The sequence below is a fragment of the Brucella daejeonensis genome (genome assembly GCF_014199265.1).
Taxonomy (GTDB): domain Bacteria; phylum Pseudomonadota; class Alphaproteobacteria; order Rhizobiales; family Rhizobiaceae; genus Brucella; species Brucella daejeonensis.
Window position 1 is genome coordinate 33816 of record NZ_JACIJG010000018.1, and the last position, 18594, is coordinate 52409.

Consider the following 18594-nt stretch of genomic DNA (forward strand, 5'->3'; position numbering starts at 1 on the left):
GGTGTGTTCAGGCGCGGTCCTCCGTGGCGGTGACATTGTTGAAATGTTGCCGTCAGGAAAGAAGCAGCATCGCGCTGCAATTCTCCAACCTGCGGTGAAAGAAAAGCCGACGGCGGAAATCCGTCCGGCAGGTTGAGGTCCATATGCGCATTTTGAAATCAACAGTTCTTCTGACGTCCGTCTGCGCGGCCGCTTTATCACCGGCATTTGCACAGAGTGCGGCAGGGCCGGACGATGGTATCGTGCTCGATACGATTGTGGTGACGCCGCTTCGTCGCGTTTCATCACTCCAGCGATCCACATCTTCGGTCAGTGTGATCGATTCCGCGGATATTGAGCGCTCCGCTGCTTCCGATCTGCAGTCATTGCTGCAATCCCACGGCGGTGTTTCGATCAAGACCAATGGCGGGCAGGGGTCTTCAGCCGATGTCTACATGCGCGGCATGTCCTCGAAGCAGACCGTCGTGCTCGTGAATGGGGTGCGTACGGCTTCCGCAACGAGCGGTCTGACCGCTCTCGCCAACATTCCCCTGAGTTCTGTCGATCGCATCGAGATCGCCAAGGGCGCACATTCCGCGCAATATGGTGCGGACGCCATTGGCGGCGTCATCAATATCATCACCAAACAGGGCGGAAGCTGTGGGGAGCGTTCGTGGTGCGGAAGTGTCTCAACGGGTGCCGTGCATCCGTGGGGCGGTTATCTATCCGGTTCCATGCAGGGGCGGAGCAGCGACGGTATCGACTATGCTTTCGGTGCGGCGATCACCGGTACGCAAGGGTATGATTTCACGACGCCAGAAGCGTTTGGCCACGAGCCGGACGATGACGGATTCCTCCAGGGTTCGTTTAATTTTGCGCTGTCGAAGGATTTCGACTGGGGCAGGATTTATGCCGACGGTCTCTTCAGCCGGGGCCGTAACCAATATGATGCGATAGCGCCGTCCTTCAACGAGGCGGATAGTACTGCCTTTACCGGCAAGATCGGTGCGCGGATCGACCATGCGGACGACTGGTCTTCGACGGTAGAATTCAGCACAGGCATCGACAAAAGCCGCAATTTTCGCAAGGGCGTCGAGGGTTCGGACCGCTTCGAGACAAAGCGATATGGTGTCCTGGCGTCGACCGAAAAGAGTTTCGAGACCGGCAAGGCCACGCACATTGTGACCGGCGGTGTTGAAGCCTATCGGGAAGAAATCGATACGACGACCGATTATGGAGAGACGAGCCGCGATCTTGCGGCAGTGTTTGGTCAGTATTCCCTTGAATATGATGCACTGAGCTTCGACGGTGGTCTGCGTTACGATCATAATGGACAGTTTGGCGATATCGTCACCTATAATCTGGGCGCGAGCTATGAAATCCTGCCCGATCTGGTGTTGCGTTCGTCTTATGCGACCGGTTTTCGCGCTCCAACCTTCAACGAGCTTTACTATCCGGGCTTTGCCAACCCCAAACTAAGACCGGAAAAAAGCAGGTCTTATGAAGTAGGGCTGAACTGGCAGGCGACGGCTTCAACCAGCATCGATATGGCATTTTACCAGACGTGGTTACGCGACGCGATCATGAGCACCGCGCCGTCCTACATTCCCTATAATATCGCCAGCGCCGAAGTGACGGGGTTTGAAGCGACGCTTGCCCATCGCTTCAACGACCGGTGGAGTGTGAAGGGATCGATGGATATCAAGCGTCCTATCGATGAGGATACCGGTAACGATCTTCCTTATCGTGAGCGTTTCAAGGCAGCAGCGGAAGTGAACTTCAAGCCGGTTGAGCAACTCGACCTCACGGCGCGGGTGATCTATGGCGGTTCACGCTATGCCAATGCGGCGAATACGAAGAAGCTCGGCGACTACGTGACCGCCGATTTCGTGGCGCTCTACTCGATTGACCAGAAATCCCAACTGAAGTTCTCGGTGGAGAATATTTTCGACAAGGATTACGAGTCGAGTTCCGGCTATGTTGCGCCGGGCCGCACCATAAATATCGGGCTGACCCGGAATTTCTGAGGTTGAAGGGGCGATGATAGGAGCATCCGCAAAAAGGATCGGCAGGCTCTGCATTGCGGCGGGGCTGGTCCTTTTTGTTCGTCAGCCAGCCAGTGCGGGAGACGCGCCGCAACGGGTGGTGTCCATCAATGTGTGTACAGATCAGCTTGCTCTGCTCCTCGCACGGGAGGGGCAGTTGCAGTCCATCTCCTACCTGTCGCGCGATCCGCAACTCTCCGTTATGGCCGATAAGGCGCGACAATTTCCGGTCAACCATGTGGGGGCGGAAGAAGTCTTTCTGCTTAAACCCGATCTGGTGCTCGCCGGGACATTTTCCTCCCGCGCCACGGTCGGCCTTCTGCGCAGGCTCGGCATCCGGGTGGAGGAGTTTGCTCCGGCGCGTTCGTTCGGGGACATTGAAGAACATATGCGCCGCTTGGGCGATCTTCTGGGGCGGCAGGCCGAAGCACGGGCGCAGATCGTTTCCATGAAGGCCGCGCTTGCGGCGATCAAGGGACCGGCACGGTCAAAGACGGTCGCGCTCTATTATGCCAACAGCTATACGTCCGGTGCGGGAACGCTGATCGATGAGGCGGTGCGTCTCGCCGGGCTTGAAAACATGGCGGACAAGGCGGGCATTACCGGATCGGCACTGTTGCCTCTGGAAAGACTGGTACTGGCGAAACCGGATATGCTGGTTCGCAGCACGCGCGATCGTGCGCCCGCACTGGCATTCGAAAATTTCCGTCATCCAGCGTTGCGCGCTCTGGAAAAGCAGGCGCGGGCGGTGACACTAGACGATAATCTCACAGTTTGCGGCGGCCCTTTCAGTATCAAGGCTGTGGCGGAACTTGCGGAGGCTGCCCGTGACTGAGAGCCGCCGTTTTCATCTTCTGCTCGCCGGGTTGATCCTGCTTGTGGCCGTGCTCTTCGCCATTTCCCTTTTGACCGGTCCCACCGCGCTTGGCATTGGCGACAGTTTCAAGGCGCTCTTCGGCCAGAATAGCGAAATGATTGTACTGGTGATGCGGGAAATCCGCTTGCCGCGTGCGTTGCTGGCGCTTCTGATCGGAGCGTCTCTCGGCCTGTCCGGGGCGGCATTGCAGGGCTATCTGCGCAATCCGCTCGCCGAACCGGGCCTTCTCGGAGTCAGTGCGTCCGCGTCCTTCGGCGCCGTCATCGCGATCTATAGCGGTCTGTCGCTTCTGTTTCCCCTGGCTTTGCCGCTTCTGGCTCTGGCGGGCGCTTTCATTTCGGTCTTTCTGGTCAAGCTTCTTGCAGGGCGTAGCGCCGGTACACTTGCTGTCATTCTGGCCGGTGTGGCGGTTACCAGCCTTGCCGGTGCACTGACCGCGCTGGCGCTCAATCTATCGCCTAATCCGTTTGCCGCGATGGAAATCGTATTCTGGATGCTGGGATCTCTGACGGACCGGTCCATGACCCATGTTGCCCTTGCCGCTCCATTCATCTTCATAGGATGGGCGATGCTTTTGTCACTCGGTCGCTCGCTCGACAGTCTGACGCTTGGGGCGGATGCCGCTGCAACAATGGGCGTCAATCTGGTGCGGGTACAGCTTTTCGCCGTGCTTGGAACAGCAGCGTGCGTCGGGGCTTCCACGGCGGTTGCGGGCGCAATCGGCTTCGTCGGGCTGGTCGTGCCGCACCTCCTGCGCCCGCTGGTCGGCGCACGCCCGTCGCGTTTGCTGGTGGCGAGCGGCTTCGGCGGTGGCGCTCTTCTGCTTCTGGCCGATATTCTGGTGCGTGTCGTCATGCCGGGCCGTGAATTGAAGCTTGGCGTTCTGACGGCAATCATAGGAGCGCCATTCTTCCTTTGGCTCGTCTTCAAATATCGGAGGCAACTCGTATGACATTGCTTCATGTCACGGAGCTTTCGGTCAAAAGCCTTTCCGTCAGGCTTGGCGGCAAGTCAGTGCTGACGAATATGAGTTTTGAAAGTCGCGGTGGCGAGTTCATAGGCCTGGTCGGACCAAACGGGGCAGGCAAAACGACGTTGCTGCGAGCCATCCTCGGACTTGTTGCGTCCGATGGGGATGTATTGCTGGACGGGCATGACCTGCGCCGGTTGAGCGTGTTCAAAAAGGCGGAGAAACTTGCCTATCTCCCGCAGGAACGTGACGTTGCATGGCCGGTTTCGGTCGAAATGCTTGTTTCTCTGGGACGCTCGGCTCTCAAGCCAGTCTTTGCGAGCCTGAGCGAAGGAGACCGAACGCTTGTCGAGACCGCTATGCGGCGCATGGATGTCGGGCAATTTCGTGAACGCCCCGTCACAGAGCTTTCGGGCGGGGAGCGCGCGCGTGTGTTGATCGCGCGCGTTCTGGCGCAGGATACGCCCGTCATCCTTGCCGACGAGCCGGTGGCCGGCCTCGATCCCGCACATCAGCTCAGACTGATGGAGAGCTTTGCGGAACTCGCGAGGGAGGGGCGTACCGTGATCGCGTCCCTGCACGAGCTGAATCTTGCCGCGCAGCACTGCACGCGTCTTCTCCTTCTCGACAAGGGAGAGCTTGTTGCAGACGGTGCCCCGACAGAGGTGTTCACCGCGGAGCGGCTGCACAGTGTCTATGGTATCCGGGCGAAGATCCTGACGGTGGATGGAGAATTTATCGTCCACCCGACGTCACATACCGCTTGATCTTTTCCACTGACGTTCGCGCGAGGAGGCGTAGATCGTTTCCACGGTTTTCTGCACCTCATAGCCTTCCCGAAAGTCTGCATGACCGTTTTTCTGTCCGGCGATGGACAGCAGAAAATCGCGAATTTCTATCGTTTTCAGATCGTTGAAGCCAATCTGATGACCGCCTGCCACGCAAAACGCGTCATACGGCTCGTGTTCGGGGCCGGCAAATATCTTGCGGAACCCCTGCTGTCCCTTCCGGTCTGAAAAAAGAAAAAGATCGAGTTCATTGAACCGTTCCTGCGAGAAGAACAGGGAGCCTTTCGAGCCTGAGATTTCGAAATCGTGCTGCATCTTGCGGCCACCGGCGATCCAGCTTGCCTCCAGTGTGCCGGTCGCTCCGTTATCGAAGCGCAGGATTGCATGGCAGACATCGTCCACCTCGACCGGCCTGATATTCGACGGGTCCGAAACGTCCGGTCGCTCACGAATGACCGTGACGGCGTCGCCCAGCACTTCCGTGATGGGGCCGACCAGGTAGCGCGCCGCGGCGATGATATGGCTGCCGATATCTGCGAGCGCGCCGCCGCCGCCCGCTGGATCGAGCCGCCATGTCCACGGAATGCGGGCATCGGCCATGAAATCTTCCGCATGTATACCGCGAAAATTGCGAACTTCTCCCAGTTCCCCGCTATGGATGATTTCTTTCGCGAGCTTTATCATCGGGTTTTTCAGATAGTTGAACCCCACGGCGGTCTGGACGCCCTTGCGTTCAGCGGCAAGCGCCATCTGAAGACAATCGGCTGCGGTAGGTGCGAGCGGCTTTTCGCAATAAACGTGCTTGCCTGCCTCAATCGCCGCGAGCGCCATCTCCTTGTGAAACCGGTTGGGCGTCGTGATATCGACAAGATTGATGTCCGGATCGGTTATCACCTCTCGCCAATCGCCCGTGGCATGGGCAAACCCGAGTTGTCTTGCAGCCTTTTCCGCCGTTTCCCGATCTACATCGGCCAATGTGTGAAGATGAACTTCAAGCGGCAGATTGAATACACGATTGACGTTTGCAAGGCCAAGCGCATGGGTTTTGCCCATGAAGCCGGACCCGATCAAACCAGTTGCGACAATTCCAGCCTTGCCTGCCATTGTCCTTCTCTCCCGGAAAATAAGCTCGTCGTCGGCAGCTTATGCGATTGACATGAGCTAACAGAAATGGAATTATAATTCCACTCGAAATTAATTATGAATGTTTCATTCTATTGAATGAATCCGTGCCCTGCCGGTGGCAGCGAAAAAGCGCTTGGAGGAGCGTCGCGCAACGCAGGTGCAAGGCAAGGCGTCAACGCAAACCGGCGGGGAATGCCGGACAAGGGAGGAGTGAACATGCAATCTCTATTGAAATCGGCAGTAGCCGGGGTGGCGTTGCTGGCTGCATCTTTCGCGGCCCACGCGGCTGACATCAATATTGTCGTGGTTAGCCACGGTCAGGCTTCCGATCCGTTCTGGTCTGTTGTGAAAAACGGCGTTGCCGAGGCGGCAAAGGATACGGGCGCAAAGGTCGATTATCGTGCGCCGGAAACTTTCGACATGGTGCAGATGGCGCAACTCATCGATGCCGCAATCAACCAGAATCCGCAAGGTATCGTGGTTTCCATTCCTGACGCGGATGCTCTCGGACCGTCGATCCAGCGCGCCGTGGCAGCCGGTATTCCGGTTATTTCCATGAATTCCGGCTCCGATGCTTCGAAGAAGCTCGGTGCGCTTCTGCATGTCGGGCAGGACGAGTTCGATGCCGGTAAAGTCGCGGGTGAGGCACTGAAGAATGCAGGCGGAAAGAAAGGTATCTGTGTCAATCAGGAAGTGGGCAACGTCTCGCTGGACCAGCGTTGCGCAGGCTTCAAGGAAGGGTTCGGTGATGTGACGGTTCTGCCGACCTCGACCGATCCTGCCGAAAATGAAGCCAAGGTTCGCGCGGCTCTGGCTTCTGATACTGCCGTAGACACGATCCTGACGCTCAATGCCACGCTCGCGGGCGAGCCTGCCGTGAAAGCCGCCGCCGAAAGCGGTCGCAGCGGCATTCACGTGGCGACTTTCGATATGTCGGCCGGTTTCCTCGAAGCCGTTGAGAAGGGCCAGGCCGATTTTGCCATCGACCAGCAGCAGTTCCTGCAAGGCTATCTGCCGGTATCGTTTCTGGCACTCAATGCGAAATACGGCTTGATGCCCGGCGGCAATGTTCCGTCCGGCCCGAACCTTATCACCAAGGATAAGGCCAAGCAGGTGGTGGAACTGTCGGCCAAGGGCATACGGTAAGCAGCTTCGACCAAACGATAGCCAGCCCGCCCATGAGAATGGGCGGGAACGGGTGCCCACACCCATGTTCTGAGTGTTTACTTCGACCGCATTTCCAGCCGTTTCACGCTTTGCCGGAAATGCTCCAGCGGCCCTGAAATTTCGACATGGTCGCGAAAATGCTTCAGGAGAAGATCATGAGCGAGCCACTTTCCGAACAGAAGGCCGGAGCGGCGGCAACGCCCAGGGACGAGCGGTTGCGGTCGGCAAGCCCCTTGCAGCGCGTTTTGAGCCGACCGGAACTGGGGGCGGTATCGGGCCTCATCCTCATCACGATTTTCTTTGTTTCGATTGCCAATCCGGCGATGTTTACCGCAGCCGGTATCATGAATTTCATGGCGCCCGCGTCGCAGCTTGGCATTCTCGCGGTGGCAGCGGCGCTGCTGATGATCGGTGGCGAGTTCGATCTATCCATCGGATCGATGGTGGCCTTTTCCGGTCTCATCTTTGCGGCGGCTTTGGTCGTATGGCAGGTGCCGCTTGGAATTGCCATCATCGTCACGCTGCTGTTCGCGGCGTTCGTTGGCGTTGTGAATGCGCAGATCGTTATTCGGACGGGCTTGCCGTCATTCATCGTGACGCTTGCATTCCTGTTCATTTTGCGCGGCCTGTCGCTCGTTGGGCTGAAATGGGCGACGGGCGGTGCAACCCAGTTACGAGGTGTGAAGGAGGCAGTAAGCGGCAGTTATCTTGCCGGACTCTTTTCCGGCGACGCCTTTCAGGGGCTTTTCGGCTGGCTGACCGAAAACGGTCTGATCGCCAGGTTTCCGAATGGAGAGCCGACGGTCAAAGGTATGCCGGTCGAGGTCTTGTGGTTTGTCGGGATCGCGCTGGTTGCAACCTATATTCTGGTGCGTACGCGTTTCGGCAACTGGATTTTTGCCGCGGGCGGTGATGCACTTGCGGCGCGTAATTCCGGCGTGCCGGTGCGCCGGGTCAAGACCACGCTGTTCATGTGCACGGCCATGGCCGCTGCGCTGGTGGCGATCCTCACGGTTCTCGATGCGGGGTCGACGGATGCGCGGCGCGGCTTTCAGAAGGAATTCGAAGCGATCATCGCGGCCGTTATCGGGGGATGCCTGCTCACCGGCGGTTATGGTTCGGCCATCGGCGCTTTCTTTGGAGCGATCATCTTCGGCATGGTGCTGATCGGGCTCACCTATACGCAGATCGATCAGGACTGGTATCTTGTCTTTCTGGGCGGAATGCTTCTGATCGCTGTGCTCTTTAACAATTTCATCCGCAAGCGCGCCACGGGCGAGCGTTGAGAGGGAGGTTTGCCATGACGACACCCATCATCGAAGTCCGCAATCTCGTCAAGCACTTCGGCCCGGTCATTGCTTTGAACGGCGTTTCTCTGAGCGTCGAATCCGGGCAGGTTCATTGTCTGCTGGGCGATAACGGTGCGGGCAAATCCACCCTCATCAAAACGCTTTCCGGCGTTCACAAACCGACGAGCGGTGACTTTCTGGTCGAAGGGAAGCCTGTTTCCTTCAACAGTCCCCGCGATGCGCTCGATCACGGCATAGCCACGGTATATCAGGACCTTGCAATGATCCCGCTGATGTCGGTCATGCGGAATTTCTTCCTGGGACGTGAGCCGACCAAGGGTATTGGTCCGATCCGCTGGTTCGACACAGAACAAGCGGAAGAAGTCACCCGCGAGGAAATGCGAAAAATCGGAATCGATGTTCGTGATCCGCAGCAGGCGGTGGGGACTCTTTCCGGCGGCGAACGCCAGTGTGTGGCGATCGCCCGTGCCGTTTATTTCGGCGCTAAAGTGCTGATCCTGGATGAGCCGACCTCGGCGCTCGGCGTACGCCAGACGGCGATGGTCCTCAAATACATCAACCTTGTGCGCTCGCGCGGGCTTGGCGTTATCTTCATCACTCATAATGTCCGTCATGCCCATGCGGTCGGGGACAAGTTCACCGTGCTTAACCGCGGCGTAACGCTTGGAACGCGTACCAAAAGCGATGTGGATATGGATGAGTTGCAGAGCCTCATGGCGGGCGGGCAGGAACTCGCCGACCTGACTGCCGAACTGGGCGGTCGGGTTTGACCGGAATTTTCGGAGCGTAGAATGAACGGCCAATTCAGCGGCAAGGTTGCCGTCATCACTGGCAGTACGCAGGGTCTTGGAGCCGCGACAGCCCGGCTGTTTGCGGAAAGAAGCGCAAAAGGTCTTGTGATCTGCGGGCGTTCCGCCGAAAGGGGAAGAGCGCAGGCCGAGCAACTTTCGGAACTCGGAGCCAAAGTCGTTTTTGTTCAAGCCGACCTTGAGAAAATCGAGGACTGCCGCAAGATCGTTGCCGAAGCCGACAGAGTCTTTGGACGGCTCGATGTTCTGGTGAATGCCGCCGGATTGACGGATCGCGGCACAATTCTGGATACGACACCTGAACTGTTTGATCGCCTTTTTGCAGTCAATATGCGTGCGCCATTCTTTTTGATTCAGGAGGCGATTAAACTTTTCCGCCGCGACAAGGTAGAAGGCACGATCGTCAATATTTCCTCCATGTCGTCCATGGGCGGCCAGCCGTTTATTGCAGCCTATTGTGCCTCCAAGGGCGCACTGGACACGCTGACCCGTAATGTCGCCTATTCCGTTCTCCGCAACAGGATACGCGTCAACAGTCTCAACATCGGCTGGATGGCATCTGACGGCGAAGATCGTATCCAGCGCGAGTTTCACGATGCGCCGGAGAACTGGCTTGAGACGGCTGCAAAGGCGCAGCCTTTTGGAAGATTGATCGATCCGGTGGAGGTCGCGCGTGCGATTGCCTTTCTGGCGTCCGAAGAGTCCGGTCTGATGACTGGCGCTATCGTGAATTTCGACCAGTCGATCTGGGGAGCTTACGGCTCATCGCCGCATCCCGAACAACCGCTCTGATTGAGAAGAATGGCGACCATTGTTACGAGACCGGAAATTTCCACCGGACTGAATTTTACATGATGCTTTTTGAATGAAAGATTCGTCGGGTTGTTTTCTCCAGTGTAGCTTTAGTAGCAAGTTGTGAAATATTGTGAGCAAGTTTATCGATCCTGCTTGCGCTTGCAATTTCAGGTAGTTAGAGCATCAGTCTGCCTGATTGATTCAGGCAGTGTGTTTTAAGCTGTTGTTTTAGCCGTATTTACGCGATGCCGGGGCCTCCCGCCCGGCGGAGATTCGTTCTCGGCAATAGCTTGCACAGACACCGGTTCTATCTGAAAGGACGAGCATCGTGGAGCAGGCAAAGAACGAAACCCGGAAAGGTAGCCGCAAGGCGCTTTGGGCCGCAGTTGCGGTGATCGCCATCGCTGCCGCCGGTTTGGCAGGCTATAAGATCACGCTTGAAAAGACGATTACGTCGCAGCTTGAAAAGCGCGGTGGTAAAGCAGCTTCCGTCGAAGCAGATTTTTTCGGAAACATTCACCTGCGTGACGTCGCATTGCCGCTGAAGGATGGCTCCGACATCCGCATTGCCTCGGTTGACGGCCGTCCGAAGTTTCTGTTTCTGACAGGGATGCTGAACGCTTCCGGTATCCATACGGAGATTGGAAACTACAAGATTTCCATTCCGGGCGTTGCGATTGAAGACGCAAATTTCGACCGCGCCATGCTGAAGGACACATTTGGAAACAGTGGCCTGACACTGCCGGACCGTGTCGGTCGCTTTTCGGCAAAGCGCGTGAGTGCGCCTGAGATCAAGATCGTCCAGACCGTAACCGACGGCGATGAGCAGAACATCCTCTACAAGGATGTGACGCTGGAAGATGTCAGGCAGGGGCAGGTAGCTCGCTACAGCGCAGGTAGCACGGCGTTCGACTTTGCGGTCGATGTGCCCGGCGAAGACGGTGAAAAAGTCCGGGACAAGATGGCTGGCACCATGGGCCTCGCCGAGGGCGAGGATGTGGACGGTGTATTCCTTGCGCGTCTTTATACCGAGAAAGCCGGCCTTGACGACAAGGAAGCAAAGCCGGTCTATGGCCCGTTCAAGGCGAAGAATATCGTCATGAAGACCAGTGAGGCGAGTTTCAGCTATGACGAAATCCGCAGCAACGGTTTCACTGCGCGTATGCCCGCCATTCCGTTCACGGAAACCATGGACAAGTTCCGCGCCTTGCAGGGCACGGAAGAGCTGTCCCCTGCGCAGACCCGCGAAGTCCTGCTTCATCTTACGTCGCTGTTCGATACGATCGGCAAGGGCGATGTCGAGATGCTCGGCATGAAAATCGAGCCGCTCGATACATCGAAAGGCAAGGGGGGGATCGACCGCATCGCGTTTGCATTCGACGATCAGAAGATGGACATGTCCATCAATGGGTTTTCGTTTGCCGAAGGCCAGGACTACATGAAGATGGACGAAGCCTCGCTGAAGGGATTTTCCTGGTCCTCTTCAATGGAAGCCCTGAAGAAATTTGCGGCTTTGAACGACGAGGAAGCCGAGAACTTTCCTTACACGACGATGCTCCCGGAATTCGGCACACTTCGCGTGGCTGGTATCGATGCCGATCTGCCATATGACAAGAATGAGAGCGAGGGCATTGAAAACGAGGATGATGCGGATCAGGCCGCGATTGATGAATCTGCAGTTCCGTCGATGCCCGAACGTATTCAGTTTGCGATGAAGAGCTACGAAGTCGCACTCAATAAGCCATATAACGGCATTCCGACCGATGTGCGCGTGGCTTATGAGGATATGTCGATCAAGGTGCCGGGAAATGATGGCGACGAGTTTTATCAGCAGCTTCAGAAGCTTGGTTATGACCGTCTTGTCGTGTCCTCGAATCTTGAAGCCAACTGGGACGAGGCAAATCAGAACCTGATCATCAAGGACATCTCTGTCAGCGGGCAAGATATGGGTTCAGTGTCCCTGTCGGGTCTGGTCGGGGGCTTTACGAAGGAGTTCTTCTCGGGTGACAAGGTGATGACCCAGGTCGCGTTGCTTGGCCTCAAGGCCCAACAGGTGAGCCTGAAGATCGAGGAGAAAGGCATCATCACCAAGGGCATCAAGCTTTATGCCGAAGAAAACGACATGTCGGAAGATGACGTGCGGGGTATGGTGTCTCTGGTTGCAGCCGCTTTTCTTCAGGAACTGGCATCGGACCAGCCGCAGTTGCAGGATGTGGTGGGTGCGTTTTCCGCTTTTCTCGCCAAGCCGAATATTTTTGAAATGACCGTCAAGTCGAAGGCTGAAAAAGGCATTGGCGCACTGGAACTGATGACAGCATCGCAGAACCCGCTTTCTCTGCTCGAAAAGGTGACTATCGAGGCAAAGAACGAGTAAACCAGTCGTTATTGCAGCTTAAGAAACGCCGGCCTCTGGTCGGCGTTTTGCTGTTCGGGATTTGTCAGGCGAAAGCGCCGCAGCAAATTGCCGGGATATATCCGGCCTGGAGGATTGAGTTCAGCCTTCAGGTCGAAGGCTTGACCTGTCTGTTTAAATTCGCCCATTCGGCGCTGAACCAGCCTCACACTTTTACTGGAAATGCCATAGGGTGAGGCATCGGTCTTTCACAGGAAACGAATTACTATGCTGAAGAATATCAACCCATTGCTTACCGGCTCGTTGCTTGCAGTTCTCGCGGATATGGGCCACGGCGACGATCTCGTGATTGTGGACGCAAACTACCCGGCACAGGCTTCCGGCGTGCCTGTGCTCGATTTTCCCGGAATCAGCGCTACCGAAATGGCGGAAGCAGTATTGTCGCTACTTCCTTTGGACGATTTCGTCGACAAGCCGGCTGCGGTCATGCAGGCTCCGAACGAAGTCCCGGCCATTTTCAAGGAGTTTGAAGCTGTTATTGAAAAGGGGGAAGGGCGCGCTATCCCGGTCGATCCGATTGAGCGCTTTGCGTTCTATGATCGCGCGCGCGAAGCGTTCGCCATTATCCGGACGGGTGAAAAGCGGCTCTACGGAAATATTATTTTCAAGAAAGGCGTCATACGCTCGTAAGGGGAGCGCCTCGGCCGCGTTCGCGCATCGAACGGCAAAGGTGTGAAGCGTCTGTCGGGAAAATCAGTTTTTCGGGCTGATTTCAAATCCCGCTCGAGATTCGAAAAACGCTCAGAACAAACAGATAGAGCGGTTCCTGTCGGAACCGCTCTATTGGTATGGGCTTTATTCTTCGATTATTCCTGAGGCGCTTCGGTCTGGGGCTTCATCGGGCCCTTATGCATATCGCCTCTGTTGTGACCCCAACGATGGGGACCCTTATGATGCTGGCCTCTGGCGTGATGGTACATCTTCGCAGTGCGCATTTCACTCCGGTCGATCTTGCCATCTTCGTTGCGATCAAGCGCTGCAAATTCCTTTTGACGCTGGTTTTCGATCTCAGCCAGAGTGACCTTGCCGTCGCCATTAGCGTCAAGGCGGCGTTCCATGCGATTGGCTGCACGATTGACGACCCGCTTGAGAGCCAGCGCTTCGATCTCATCGCGAGAAAGCACACCGTCGCCATTCGTATCTGCGGCCTTGAGGCGATCCATGCGCGAGAATTTTTCAAGGTCTATGGGGCCTCGCTTGCCCTTCATATCCTTATTGGGTGCAACGGTCGTCTCCGCAGCCGGCTTATCAGTATTTTTGCTATTGCTCTCTTGTGCAAAGGCGGAAACGGAAAGCAAAGATGTCGCAATTACAGCGATAAATGCGGTTTTCGATTTCATGTTGTTTGACTCCGTTACTCTTTTACAGTGGCGCCGTTGATTGGCGTGCGAGTAATGTCTGTCTTTTTAGATGAACACGATATGAATAGGCCAATTAATTATTGGTAATGTGTCGAGCTGTCGGAACTCGAATGACGGGAGGCTTTGGGTAATGTTCGGCATGACGGTGGGAATTCCGACCGATTTATCGGTGGAAGTTATCAGCGGAAGCGTTTGTTTTCAGAAGAGAAAATGGTGGGTGATGTAGGGATCGAACCTACGACCCGCTGATTAAGAGTCAGCTGCTCTACCAACTGAGCTAATCACCCACTCGCTTTGCCAGGGCAGCGGCCCCGGTGAAGTGAGCGGTTCTATAAAGGCCTCTTTTCCACCTGTCCAGTCTTCCAGTGCAAAATTCGTAAAAAAAATTTCATCTCGCGCCGAAAGCCCGGAAATGCGCGGTTTTGGAAACTCGGGTCATGCACGCTAGGGGTGCGAAGATTTAAAACATTCTCTACGGTTGTATCTCTTTTGCTCCCGTTTGGAGAATCAAAGCGAGAGATTCTCGATTTGATTCATTTTTTGCTTCCGGCGTTGTAAGCGAGGCCGGGCTGCTCCATATTCTGGAAGGGCTGATACAGAGCGCCGGGTGGGGTCTACTCCATGCAGGGAATGGGGCTTACGCTGCAAATGTCGCAGCCGCGTCATCAATTATTGATGCTTGTCTGAGAAGTTACGGCATATAAAAGACTTTATCGGCAGGTAGTCGTCCTGATGAAGGACTTCGACGCGACGAGCATGTCTGAGCAAGGCGCTTCACGCACCGGATTGCCCTTGTCAAAGAAAACGGAAGCGGTCTCGGCCGCTTCAACAAACCGGTTCGCGGCATTTGAGGACGGAATGGAAAGCATAATCGGCGATCTCGGACAGTTTATCTCCGATCATCGGGCATGGGCTGGACCTATCGTGGGCGCGATCGCCTTCGGCGAATCCCTCGCCATCATCGGGATGTTCATCCCTGCCACACCGATCATGATCGCCATTGGCGGCCTTGTGGGCGCGGGAATCATCGAACCTATTCCCGTGATCATCGGCGCCATCATCGGGGCGGCGATTGGCGATATTATCTCTTATTTCCTGGGATGGTGGCTGGGGCGCAGCATCATCCACAAATGGCCGCTCAACAAGCATCGTAGCGGAGTGGCGCGTGCGCGCCTGCTTTTCCGCCGTTATGGCTTCTCTGCCGTTTTTCTCGGTCGTTTCTTCGGGCCGGTACGCTGTACGGTGCCGATGGTGGCAGGCATGATGTCAATGGACCAGACGCGCTTTCAGACCGCCAATTTGCTGTCGGCGCTCGTCTGGGCGCCGCTCATGTTCCTTCCGGGCTGGCTTGCGGGCCGCGGCGCCGGCATTTTCGCCAGGATGGACGGCGATCACATGTTCTGGTTCGTTATCGGCATCACCGTCGTCACTATCGTCGTCACGGTCATCGGTGTCCGTTTCTTCAGATCGCGTCCGCGTCGGGTGCGCAAGCGCCGGGTACAGATTTCGCCGGCTGAATAAATCGGCACCTTGCCTGGCACGTGCCGCTCGCAAATTATTTCAGGCTGTTAACTCTGATCAAATAAGTAGGTTATTGACAATTGCCGGGAAGCCTTCAAAATTAACGCATTGTTCATTCTTGCGGCGAAGCGCGGCAGATTGAACTGGAGCTGACCGTCCCGGCCAATCGTCAGGATGGGTTGTGGAAGGCTCCATGCGTAGTTTTGTCTGAATGCCTTCTGTAGTCGATGCAGATTGCGGCATTTCGGGAGGAGGTGTGCATGAAGAGAACCGTTCGACTGTTCGTGGTCAGGGCGAAAAATGCGGTTTTGCGCGTTCCCGCCTTTCTTGAGCAGCCCTGGCGTGAAATGAAGCTGAATGCCGACGAGATAGCTGCCCGTCGGCGTAACAGACTTGATGGCGGGGAGGATAGTTTCCTCTGGTGTTGGCAGCATCGTGGTTTCTGGTGAGGCCGCAGCAGCCAAAATATTTTCGAAGGCCGGTAACGAAGTTTCCGGCCTTTTGCTTTTCATTTTACCGCGTCGGCTGAAATGAGAAATATTTTCTCTTGCCGAATTGCTCGCTGGTCACCTGTTCCACGATCAAGCCAAAAAGTAGTTTATATATTTAAATCAATGATTTAGATTGATTTTGCATCTTCTCTCGTTAGATTTGTTTTCCGAAATCAATCTGAAAAATGCGCCCTTTATGCAGGAGGGGCGACGAGGATGCGTCCAATGAGAAAAATATTTCTATATGCGGCAGTGGCGTTGGGCCTTGGGGCCGCTCCTGTTCAGGCGCAGGAGCCGAAGGAAATTCTGAACGTTTCCTACGACATTGCGCGTGAACTTTACGAACAGATCGATAAGGCTTTTGTTGCCGACTGGAAGACGAAGACCGGTGAAGACCTGACCGTTAACCAGTCACATGCAGGCTCTTCGAAGCAGGCTCGCTCCATTCTTGAGGGGCTGGAGGCCGATGTGGTGACGTTCAATCAGGTCGTGGACGTGCAGGTTCTGCATGACAGGGGCGATCTCATCCCGGCGGACTGGCAGAAGCGCCTTCCCAACAATTCCTCGCCCTATTATTCGCTTCCGGCCTTCCTTGTGCGCGAGGGCAATCCGAAAAATATCAGGAACTGGGACGACCTTGCCCGTGACGATGTGAAGGTTATCTTCCCGAATCCGAAGACGTCGGGCAATGCCCGCTACACTTATCTCGCTGCAACGGCCTATGCCAATGAGGCTTTCAAGGGCGATCAGGAGAAGGTCAGGGAATTCATAGGCAGGATTTTCAAGAATGTCCCGGTGTTCGACACCGGTGGTCGCGGCGCCACCACGACTTTTGCCGAACGCGGCATTGGCGACGTGCTCGTCACTTTCGAAGCCGAAACGCGCGGCACGGAGAAGGTTCTGGGAGCGGACAAATACGATGTGGTCGTTCCCCCGATGAGCCTGCTTGCGGAATTCCCGGTTACGGTGGTCGACAAGGTGGTGGACAAGCGCGGATCGCGCAAGGTCGCTGAGGCCTATCTGAACTATCTCTATTCCCCGGAAGGTCAGGAGATTCTGGCCCAGAATTTCAATCGCGTGCACGACAAGGATGTGATCGCGAAGCACAAGGATATCTATCCCGATGTACGGCTTGTGACGGTGGAGGACGAGTTCGGCGGCTGGGAGAAGGTGCAGAAGGAGCATTTCTCCGAAGGCGGTGTGCTCGACCAGCTTTTTACCCGCAAGTAACTGGTGCAATGGACGGGGCGGAATGATCCCGTCGTGCTTCTGGGAAAATTCAGTGTCATTGTTGAGTTTGAAACGCAATTCGGTGCTGCCGGGGTTCGGACTGACCCTCGGCTGTACCCTGCTTTATCTGGCGGTGATCGTCGCGCTTCCACTGCTGGCGATGATTCTGAAGACAGCGGGCCTCGGGTGGAGCGATTTCTGGAACATCGTGAGTTCCGACCGGGCTCTGGCGACGTATCGCGTCACCCTGAGCGCAGCCGCGGTGGCAACCCTGTTCAATGGCCTGTTCGGCCTGCTGCTCGCGTGGGTGCTGACGCGTTATGAGTTTCCGGGCAAGCGCCTGATCGATGCCGCCGTCGATCTTCCCTTTGCGCTGCCAACGGCAATTGCGGGCCTCGCCCTTGTGACGCTCTTTGCGCAGAATGGATGGTTCGGAGGTATCCTGGAGCCGCTCGGCATCAAGGTTGCCTATGCGCCGGCCGGCATCATGATCGCAATGTTCTTCACCAGCATTCCTTTCGTCATACGCACGGTGCAGCCCGTGCTTGAAGATATGAGTGCCGATGTGGAAGAGGCGGCTCGCAGCCTCGGGGCCAGCAACTGGCAGACCTTCACGCATATCATCTGGCCAACCATCTTTCCGGCGTTTCTGGCGGGCGCCTCGCTATCGTTCGCACGGAGTCTCGGCGAGTTCGGTTCGATCGTTTTCATTTCGGGTAATCTGCCGTTCGAAACGGAGGTGACGGCGCTGCTCGTCTTTATCCGGCTCGATGAATATGACTATCCGGCCGCCGCCGCGCTCGCTTTCGTCATGCTGGTCATGGCCTTCACGATGCTTCTGGTGACCAATCTCGTCCAGGCAAGGCAGCTTCGCTATGCAGAACGCTAGCGCAACCATACAGGCCCGCAATTCCGGGCCATTTCGCAGGCTGTTGATCGGGCTGGCGGCCATCCTGTCGCTCATCTGCATCGGCGCTCCCTTGGCGATTATTTTCTCCTATGCATTCAGCAAGGGCATCGATGTATTTTTCAGCGAGATATTGAAACCCGATACGCTTCACGCGGTCTGGCTTACGGTTCTCACCGCGATTGTCGTGGTGCCGATCAACATGGCCTTCGGTGTCTGCGTTGCCTGGCTGGTGACAAAGTTTCGGTTTCCGGGCCGAAGACTGCTGATCACTTTCGTGGAGATACCTTTTTCCATCTCGCCGATTGTGGCAGGCGTGACCTATCTCTTTCTCTATGGCTCGCAAGGGCTTCTGGGTCCCTTTCTGGAGGCCTATGACGTCAAGGTCATGTTCACGGTTCCGGCTATCTTCCTCGTGAGCCTTTTTGTGACATCGCCTTTCGTTGCGCGGGAACTTATTCCATTGATGGAGGTGCAGGGCAGCGATGAGGAGGAAGCCGCTCTGACGCTTGGCGCCAATGCGTGGCAGACATTCTTTCACGTGACCTTGCCCAATATCAAATGGGCCTTGCTCTATGGCGCGGTGCTCTGCAATGCGCGTGTCATGGGTGAGTTTGGCGCAACCTCGGTCGTGTCGGGCGCCATTCGTGGTAAAACCAATACGTTGCCATTGCAGGTGGAGCTGCTGTTCAACGACTATAATGTCGCCGGTGCCTTTGCTGCGGCTTCCACTCTGGCGCTGATCGCTCTTCTGACGCTCGTTCTGAAAGTTTTCCTGGAACGGAAGCAGAGGGCCTGAAACGACG

General features: G+C 56.2%; 17 protein-coding genes and 1 tRNA gene. 15 read left to right on the forward strand and 3 right to left on the reverse strand.

The genetic code is table 11. The features are described 5' to 3' along the window. Positions 1-143: 143 nt before the first annotated feature. From FHS76_RS18220 to FHS76_RS18235, 4 genes are read left to right on the forward strand one after another with little or no spacing between them, the layout of a single operon-like run. Positions 144-2006 carry a TonB-dependent receptor domain-containing protein gene (locus tag FHS76_RS18220; protein WP_183656180.1) on the forward strand — a complete coding sequence of 621 codons (1863 nt, stop codon included), beginning with the start codon at positions 144-146 and terminating at the stop codon, positions 2004-2006. A gap of 13 nt (positions 2007-2019) precedes the next feature. After that, complete coding sequence (locus FHS76_RS18225; protein WP_183656182.1) at positions 2020-2859, forward strand: ABC transporter substrate-binding protein; 840 nt, start codon at positions 2020-2022, stop codon at positions 2857-2859. Then, positions 2852-3853, forward strand: a complete 1002-nt coding sequence (locus FHS76_RS18230; protein WP_183656184.1) for a FecCD family ABC transporter permease — start codon at positions 2852-2854, stop codon at positions 3851-3853. Before FHS76_RS18225 ends, FHS76_RS18230 begins: the two co-directional genes overlap by 8 nt. Continuing rightward, positions 3850-4638, forward strand: a complete 789-nt coding sequence (locus FHS76_RS18235; protein WP_183656187.1) for an ABC transporter ATP-binding protein — start codon at positions 3850-3852, stop codon at positions 4636-4638. Before FHS76_RS18230 ends, FHS76_RS18235 begins: the two co-directional genes overlap by 4 nt. Here FHS76_RS18235 and FHS76_RS18240 read toward each other — a convergent pair. Next, complete coding sequence (locus FHS76_RS18240; protein ID WP_183656188.1) at positions 4624-5763, reverse strand: Gfo/Idh/MocA family protein; 1140 nt, start codon at positions 5761-5763, stop codon at positions 4624-4626. The two genes, FHS76_RS18235 and FHS76_RS18240, sit on opposite strands and share 15 nt — an antisense overlap. A 237-nt stretch (positions 5764-6000) precedes the next feature. On the opposite strand from FHS76_RS18240, the gene FHS76_RS18245 reads away from it, so the two are divergent. From FHS76_RS18245 to FHS76_RS18270, 6 genes are all read left to right on the forward strand, one after another. Then, the gene (locus tag FHS76_RS18245) at positions 6001-6930 is read left to right on the forward strand and encodes a sugar ABC transporter substrate-binding protein (protein ID WP_183656191.1); all 930 of its coding nucleotides are present in this window, start codon (positions 6001-6003) and stop codon (positions 6928-6930) included. A gap of 176 nt (positions 6931-7106) precedes the next feature. After that, the gene (locus tag FHS76_RS18250; RefSeq protein ID WP_183656194.1) at positions 7107-8237 is read left to right on the forward strand and encodes an ABC transporter permease; all 1131 of its coding nucleotides are present in this window, start codon (positions 7107-7109) and stop codon (positions 8235-8237) included. Between the two features lie 14 nt (positions 8238-8251). Then, on the forward strand, positions 8252-9031 hold the full coding sequence (locus FHS76_RS18255) for an ATP-binding cassette domain-containing protein (protein WP_183656197.1): 780 nt from the start codon (positions 8252-8254) through the stop codon (positions 9029-9031). Positions 9032-9052: 21 nt separating this feature from the next. Further along, entirely contained in the window at positions 9053-9862 is an 810-nt protein-coding gene (locus FHS76_RS18260; RefSeq protein ID WP_183656200.1) for an SDR family oxidoreductase, read from the forward strand. Positions 9863-10193: 331 nt separating this feature from the next. Continuing rightward, on the forward strand, positions 10194-12239 hold the full coding sequence (locus tag FHS76_RS18265) for a hypothetical protein (protein WP_183656203.1): 2046 nt from the start codon (positions 10194-10196) through the stop codon (positions 12237-12239). 246 nt (positions 12240-12485) lie between these two features. Further along, on the forward strand, positions 12486-12908 hold the full coding sequence (locus FHS76_RS18270) for an RbsD/FucU family protein (protein WP_183656206.1): 423 nt from the start codon (positions 12486-12488) through the stop codon (positions 12906-12908). Positions 12909-13084: 176 nt separating this feature from the next. On the opposite strand, the gene FHS76_RS18275 is transcribed toward FHS76_RS18270, so the two are convergent. Both FHS76_RS18275 and FHS76_RS18280 read right to left on the reverse strand, forming a co-directional pair. Further along, positions 13085-13618 carry an EF-hand domain-containing protein gene (locus FHS76_RS18275; protein ID WP_183656209.1) on the reverse strand — a complete coding sequence of 178 codons (534 nt, stop codon included), beginning with the start codon at positions 13616-13618 and terminating at the stop codon, positions 13085-13087. 232 nt (positions 13619-13850) lie between these two features. Beyond that, positions 13851-13926: transfer RNA gene (locus FHS76_RS18280), tRNA-Lys, on the reverse strand. A 571-nt stretch (positions 13927-14497) separates the two neighbouring features. Here FHS76_RS18280 and FHS76_RS18285 point away from each other — a divergent pair. The 5 genes from FHS76_RS18285 (at position 14498) to cysW (ending at position 18587) form a co-directional block, all read left to right on the forward strand. Continuing rightward, entirely contained in the window at positions 14498-15160 is a 663-nt protein-coding gene (locus tag FHS76_RS18285) for a DedA family protein (RefSeq protein ID WP_183656211.1), read from the forward strand. Between the two features lie 260 nt (positions 15161-15420). Beyond that, complete coding sequence (locus FHS76_RS18290) at positions 15421-15609, forward strand: hypothetical protein (protein ID WP_183656214.1); 189 nt, start codon at positions 15421-15423, stop codon at positions 15607-15609. A gap of 267 nt (positions 15610-15876) precedes the next feature. After that, positions 15877-16881, forward strand: a complete 1005-nt coding sequence (locus FHS76_RS18295; protein ID WP_183656217.1) for a sulfate ABC transporter substrate-binding protein — start codon at positions 15877-15879, stop codon at positions 16879-16881. Positions 16882-16903: 22 nt separating this feature from the next. Next, a complete protein-coding gene (gene cysT / locus FHS76_RS18300) occupies positions 16904-17770 on the forward strand; it encodes a sulfate ABC transporter permease subunit CysT (RefSeq protein ID WP_183656220.1) in 867 nt (288 codons plus the stop codon). Beyond that, a complete protein-coding gene (cysW, locus tag FHS76_RS18305) occupies positions 17757-18587 on the forward strand; it encodes a sulfate ABC transporter permease subunit CysW (protein ID WP_183656223.1) in 831 nt (276 codons plus the stop codon). The genes cysT and cysW overlap by 14 nt, the downstream gene beginning before the upstream one ends. Positions 18588-18594: the final 7 nt, after the last annotated feature.

Coding starts and splice junctions, on each gene's coding strand:
- cysW (WP_183656223.1), top strand. CDS start 17,757: ATGCAGAACGCTAGCGCAACCATACAGGCCCGCAATTCCGGGCCATTT.
- FHS76_RS18285 (WP_183656211.1), top strand. CDS start 14,498: ATGGAAAGCATAATCGGCGATCTCGGACAGTTTATCTCCGATCATCGG.
- FHS76_RS18240 (WP_183656188.1), bottom strand. CDS start 5,763: ATGGCAGGCAAGGCTGGAATTGTCGCAACTGGTTTGATCGGGTCCGGC.
- FHS76_RS18260 (WP_183656200.1), top strand. CDS start 9,053: ATGAACGGCCAATTCAGCGGCAAGGTTGCCGTCATCACTGGCAGTACG.
- FHS76_RS18275 (WP_183656209.1), bottom strand. CDS start 13,618: ATGAAATCGAAAACCGCATTTATCGCTGTAATTGCGACATCTTTGCTT.
- FHS76_RS18225 (WP_183656182.1), top strand. CDS start 2,020: ATGATAGGAGCATCCGCAAAAAGGATCGGCAGGCTCTGCATTGCGGCG.
- FHS76_RS18245 (WP_183656191.1), top strand. CDS start 6,001: ATGCAATCTCTATTGAAATCGGCAGTAGCCGGGGTGGCGTTGCTGGCT.
- FHS76_RS18255 (WP_183656197.1), top strand. CDS start 8,252: ATGACGACACCCATCATCGAAGTCCGCAATCTCGTCAAGCACTTCGGC.
- FHS76_RS18220 (WP_183656180.1), top strand. CDS start 144: ATGCGCATTTTGAAATCAACAGTTCTTCTGACGTCCGTCTGCGCGGCC.
- FHS76_RS18235 (WP_183656187.1), top strand. CDS start 3,850: ATGACATTGCTTCATGTCACGGAGCTTTCGGTCAAAAGCCTTTCCGTC.
- cysT (WP_183656220.1), top strand. CDS start 16,904: ATGATCCCGTCGTGCTTCTGGGAAAATTCAGTGTCATTGTTGAGTTTG.
- FHS76_RS18250 (WP_183656194.1), top strand. CDS start 7,107: ATGAGCGAGCCACTTTCCGAACAGAAGGCCGGAGCGGCGGCAACGCCC.
- FHS76_RS18270 (WP_183656206.1), top strand. CDS start 12,486: ATGCTGAAGAATATCAACCCATTGCTTACCGGCTCGTTGCTTGCAGTT.
- FHS76_RS18290 (WP_183656214.1), top strand. CDS start 15,421: ATGAAGAGAACCGTTCGACTGTTCGTGGTCAGGGCGAAAAATGCGGTT.
- FHS76_RS18295 (WP_183656217.1), top strand. CDS start 15,877: ATGAGAAAAATATTTCTATATGCGGCAGTGGCGTTGGGCCTTGGGGCC.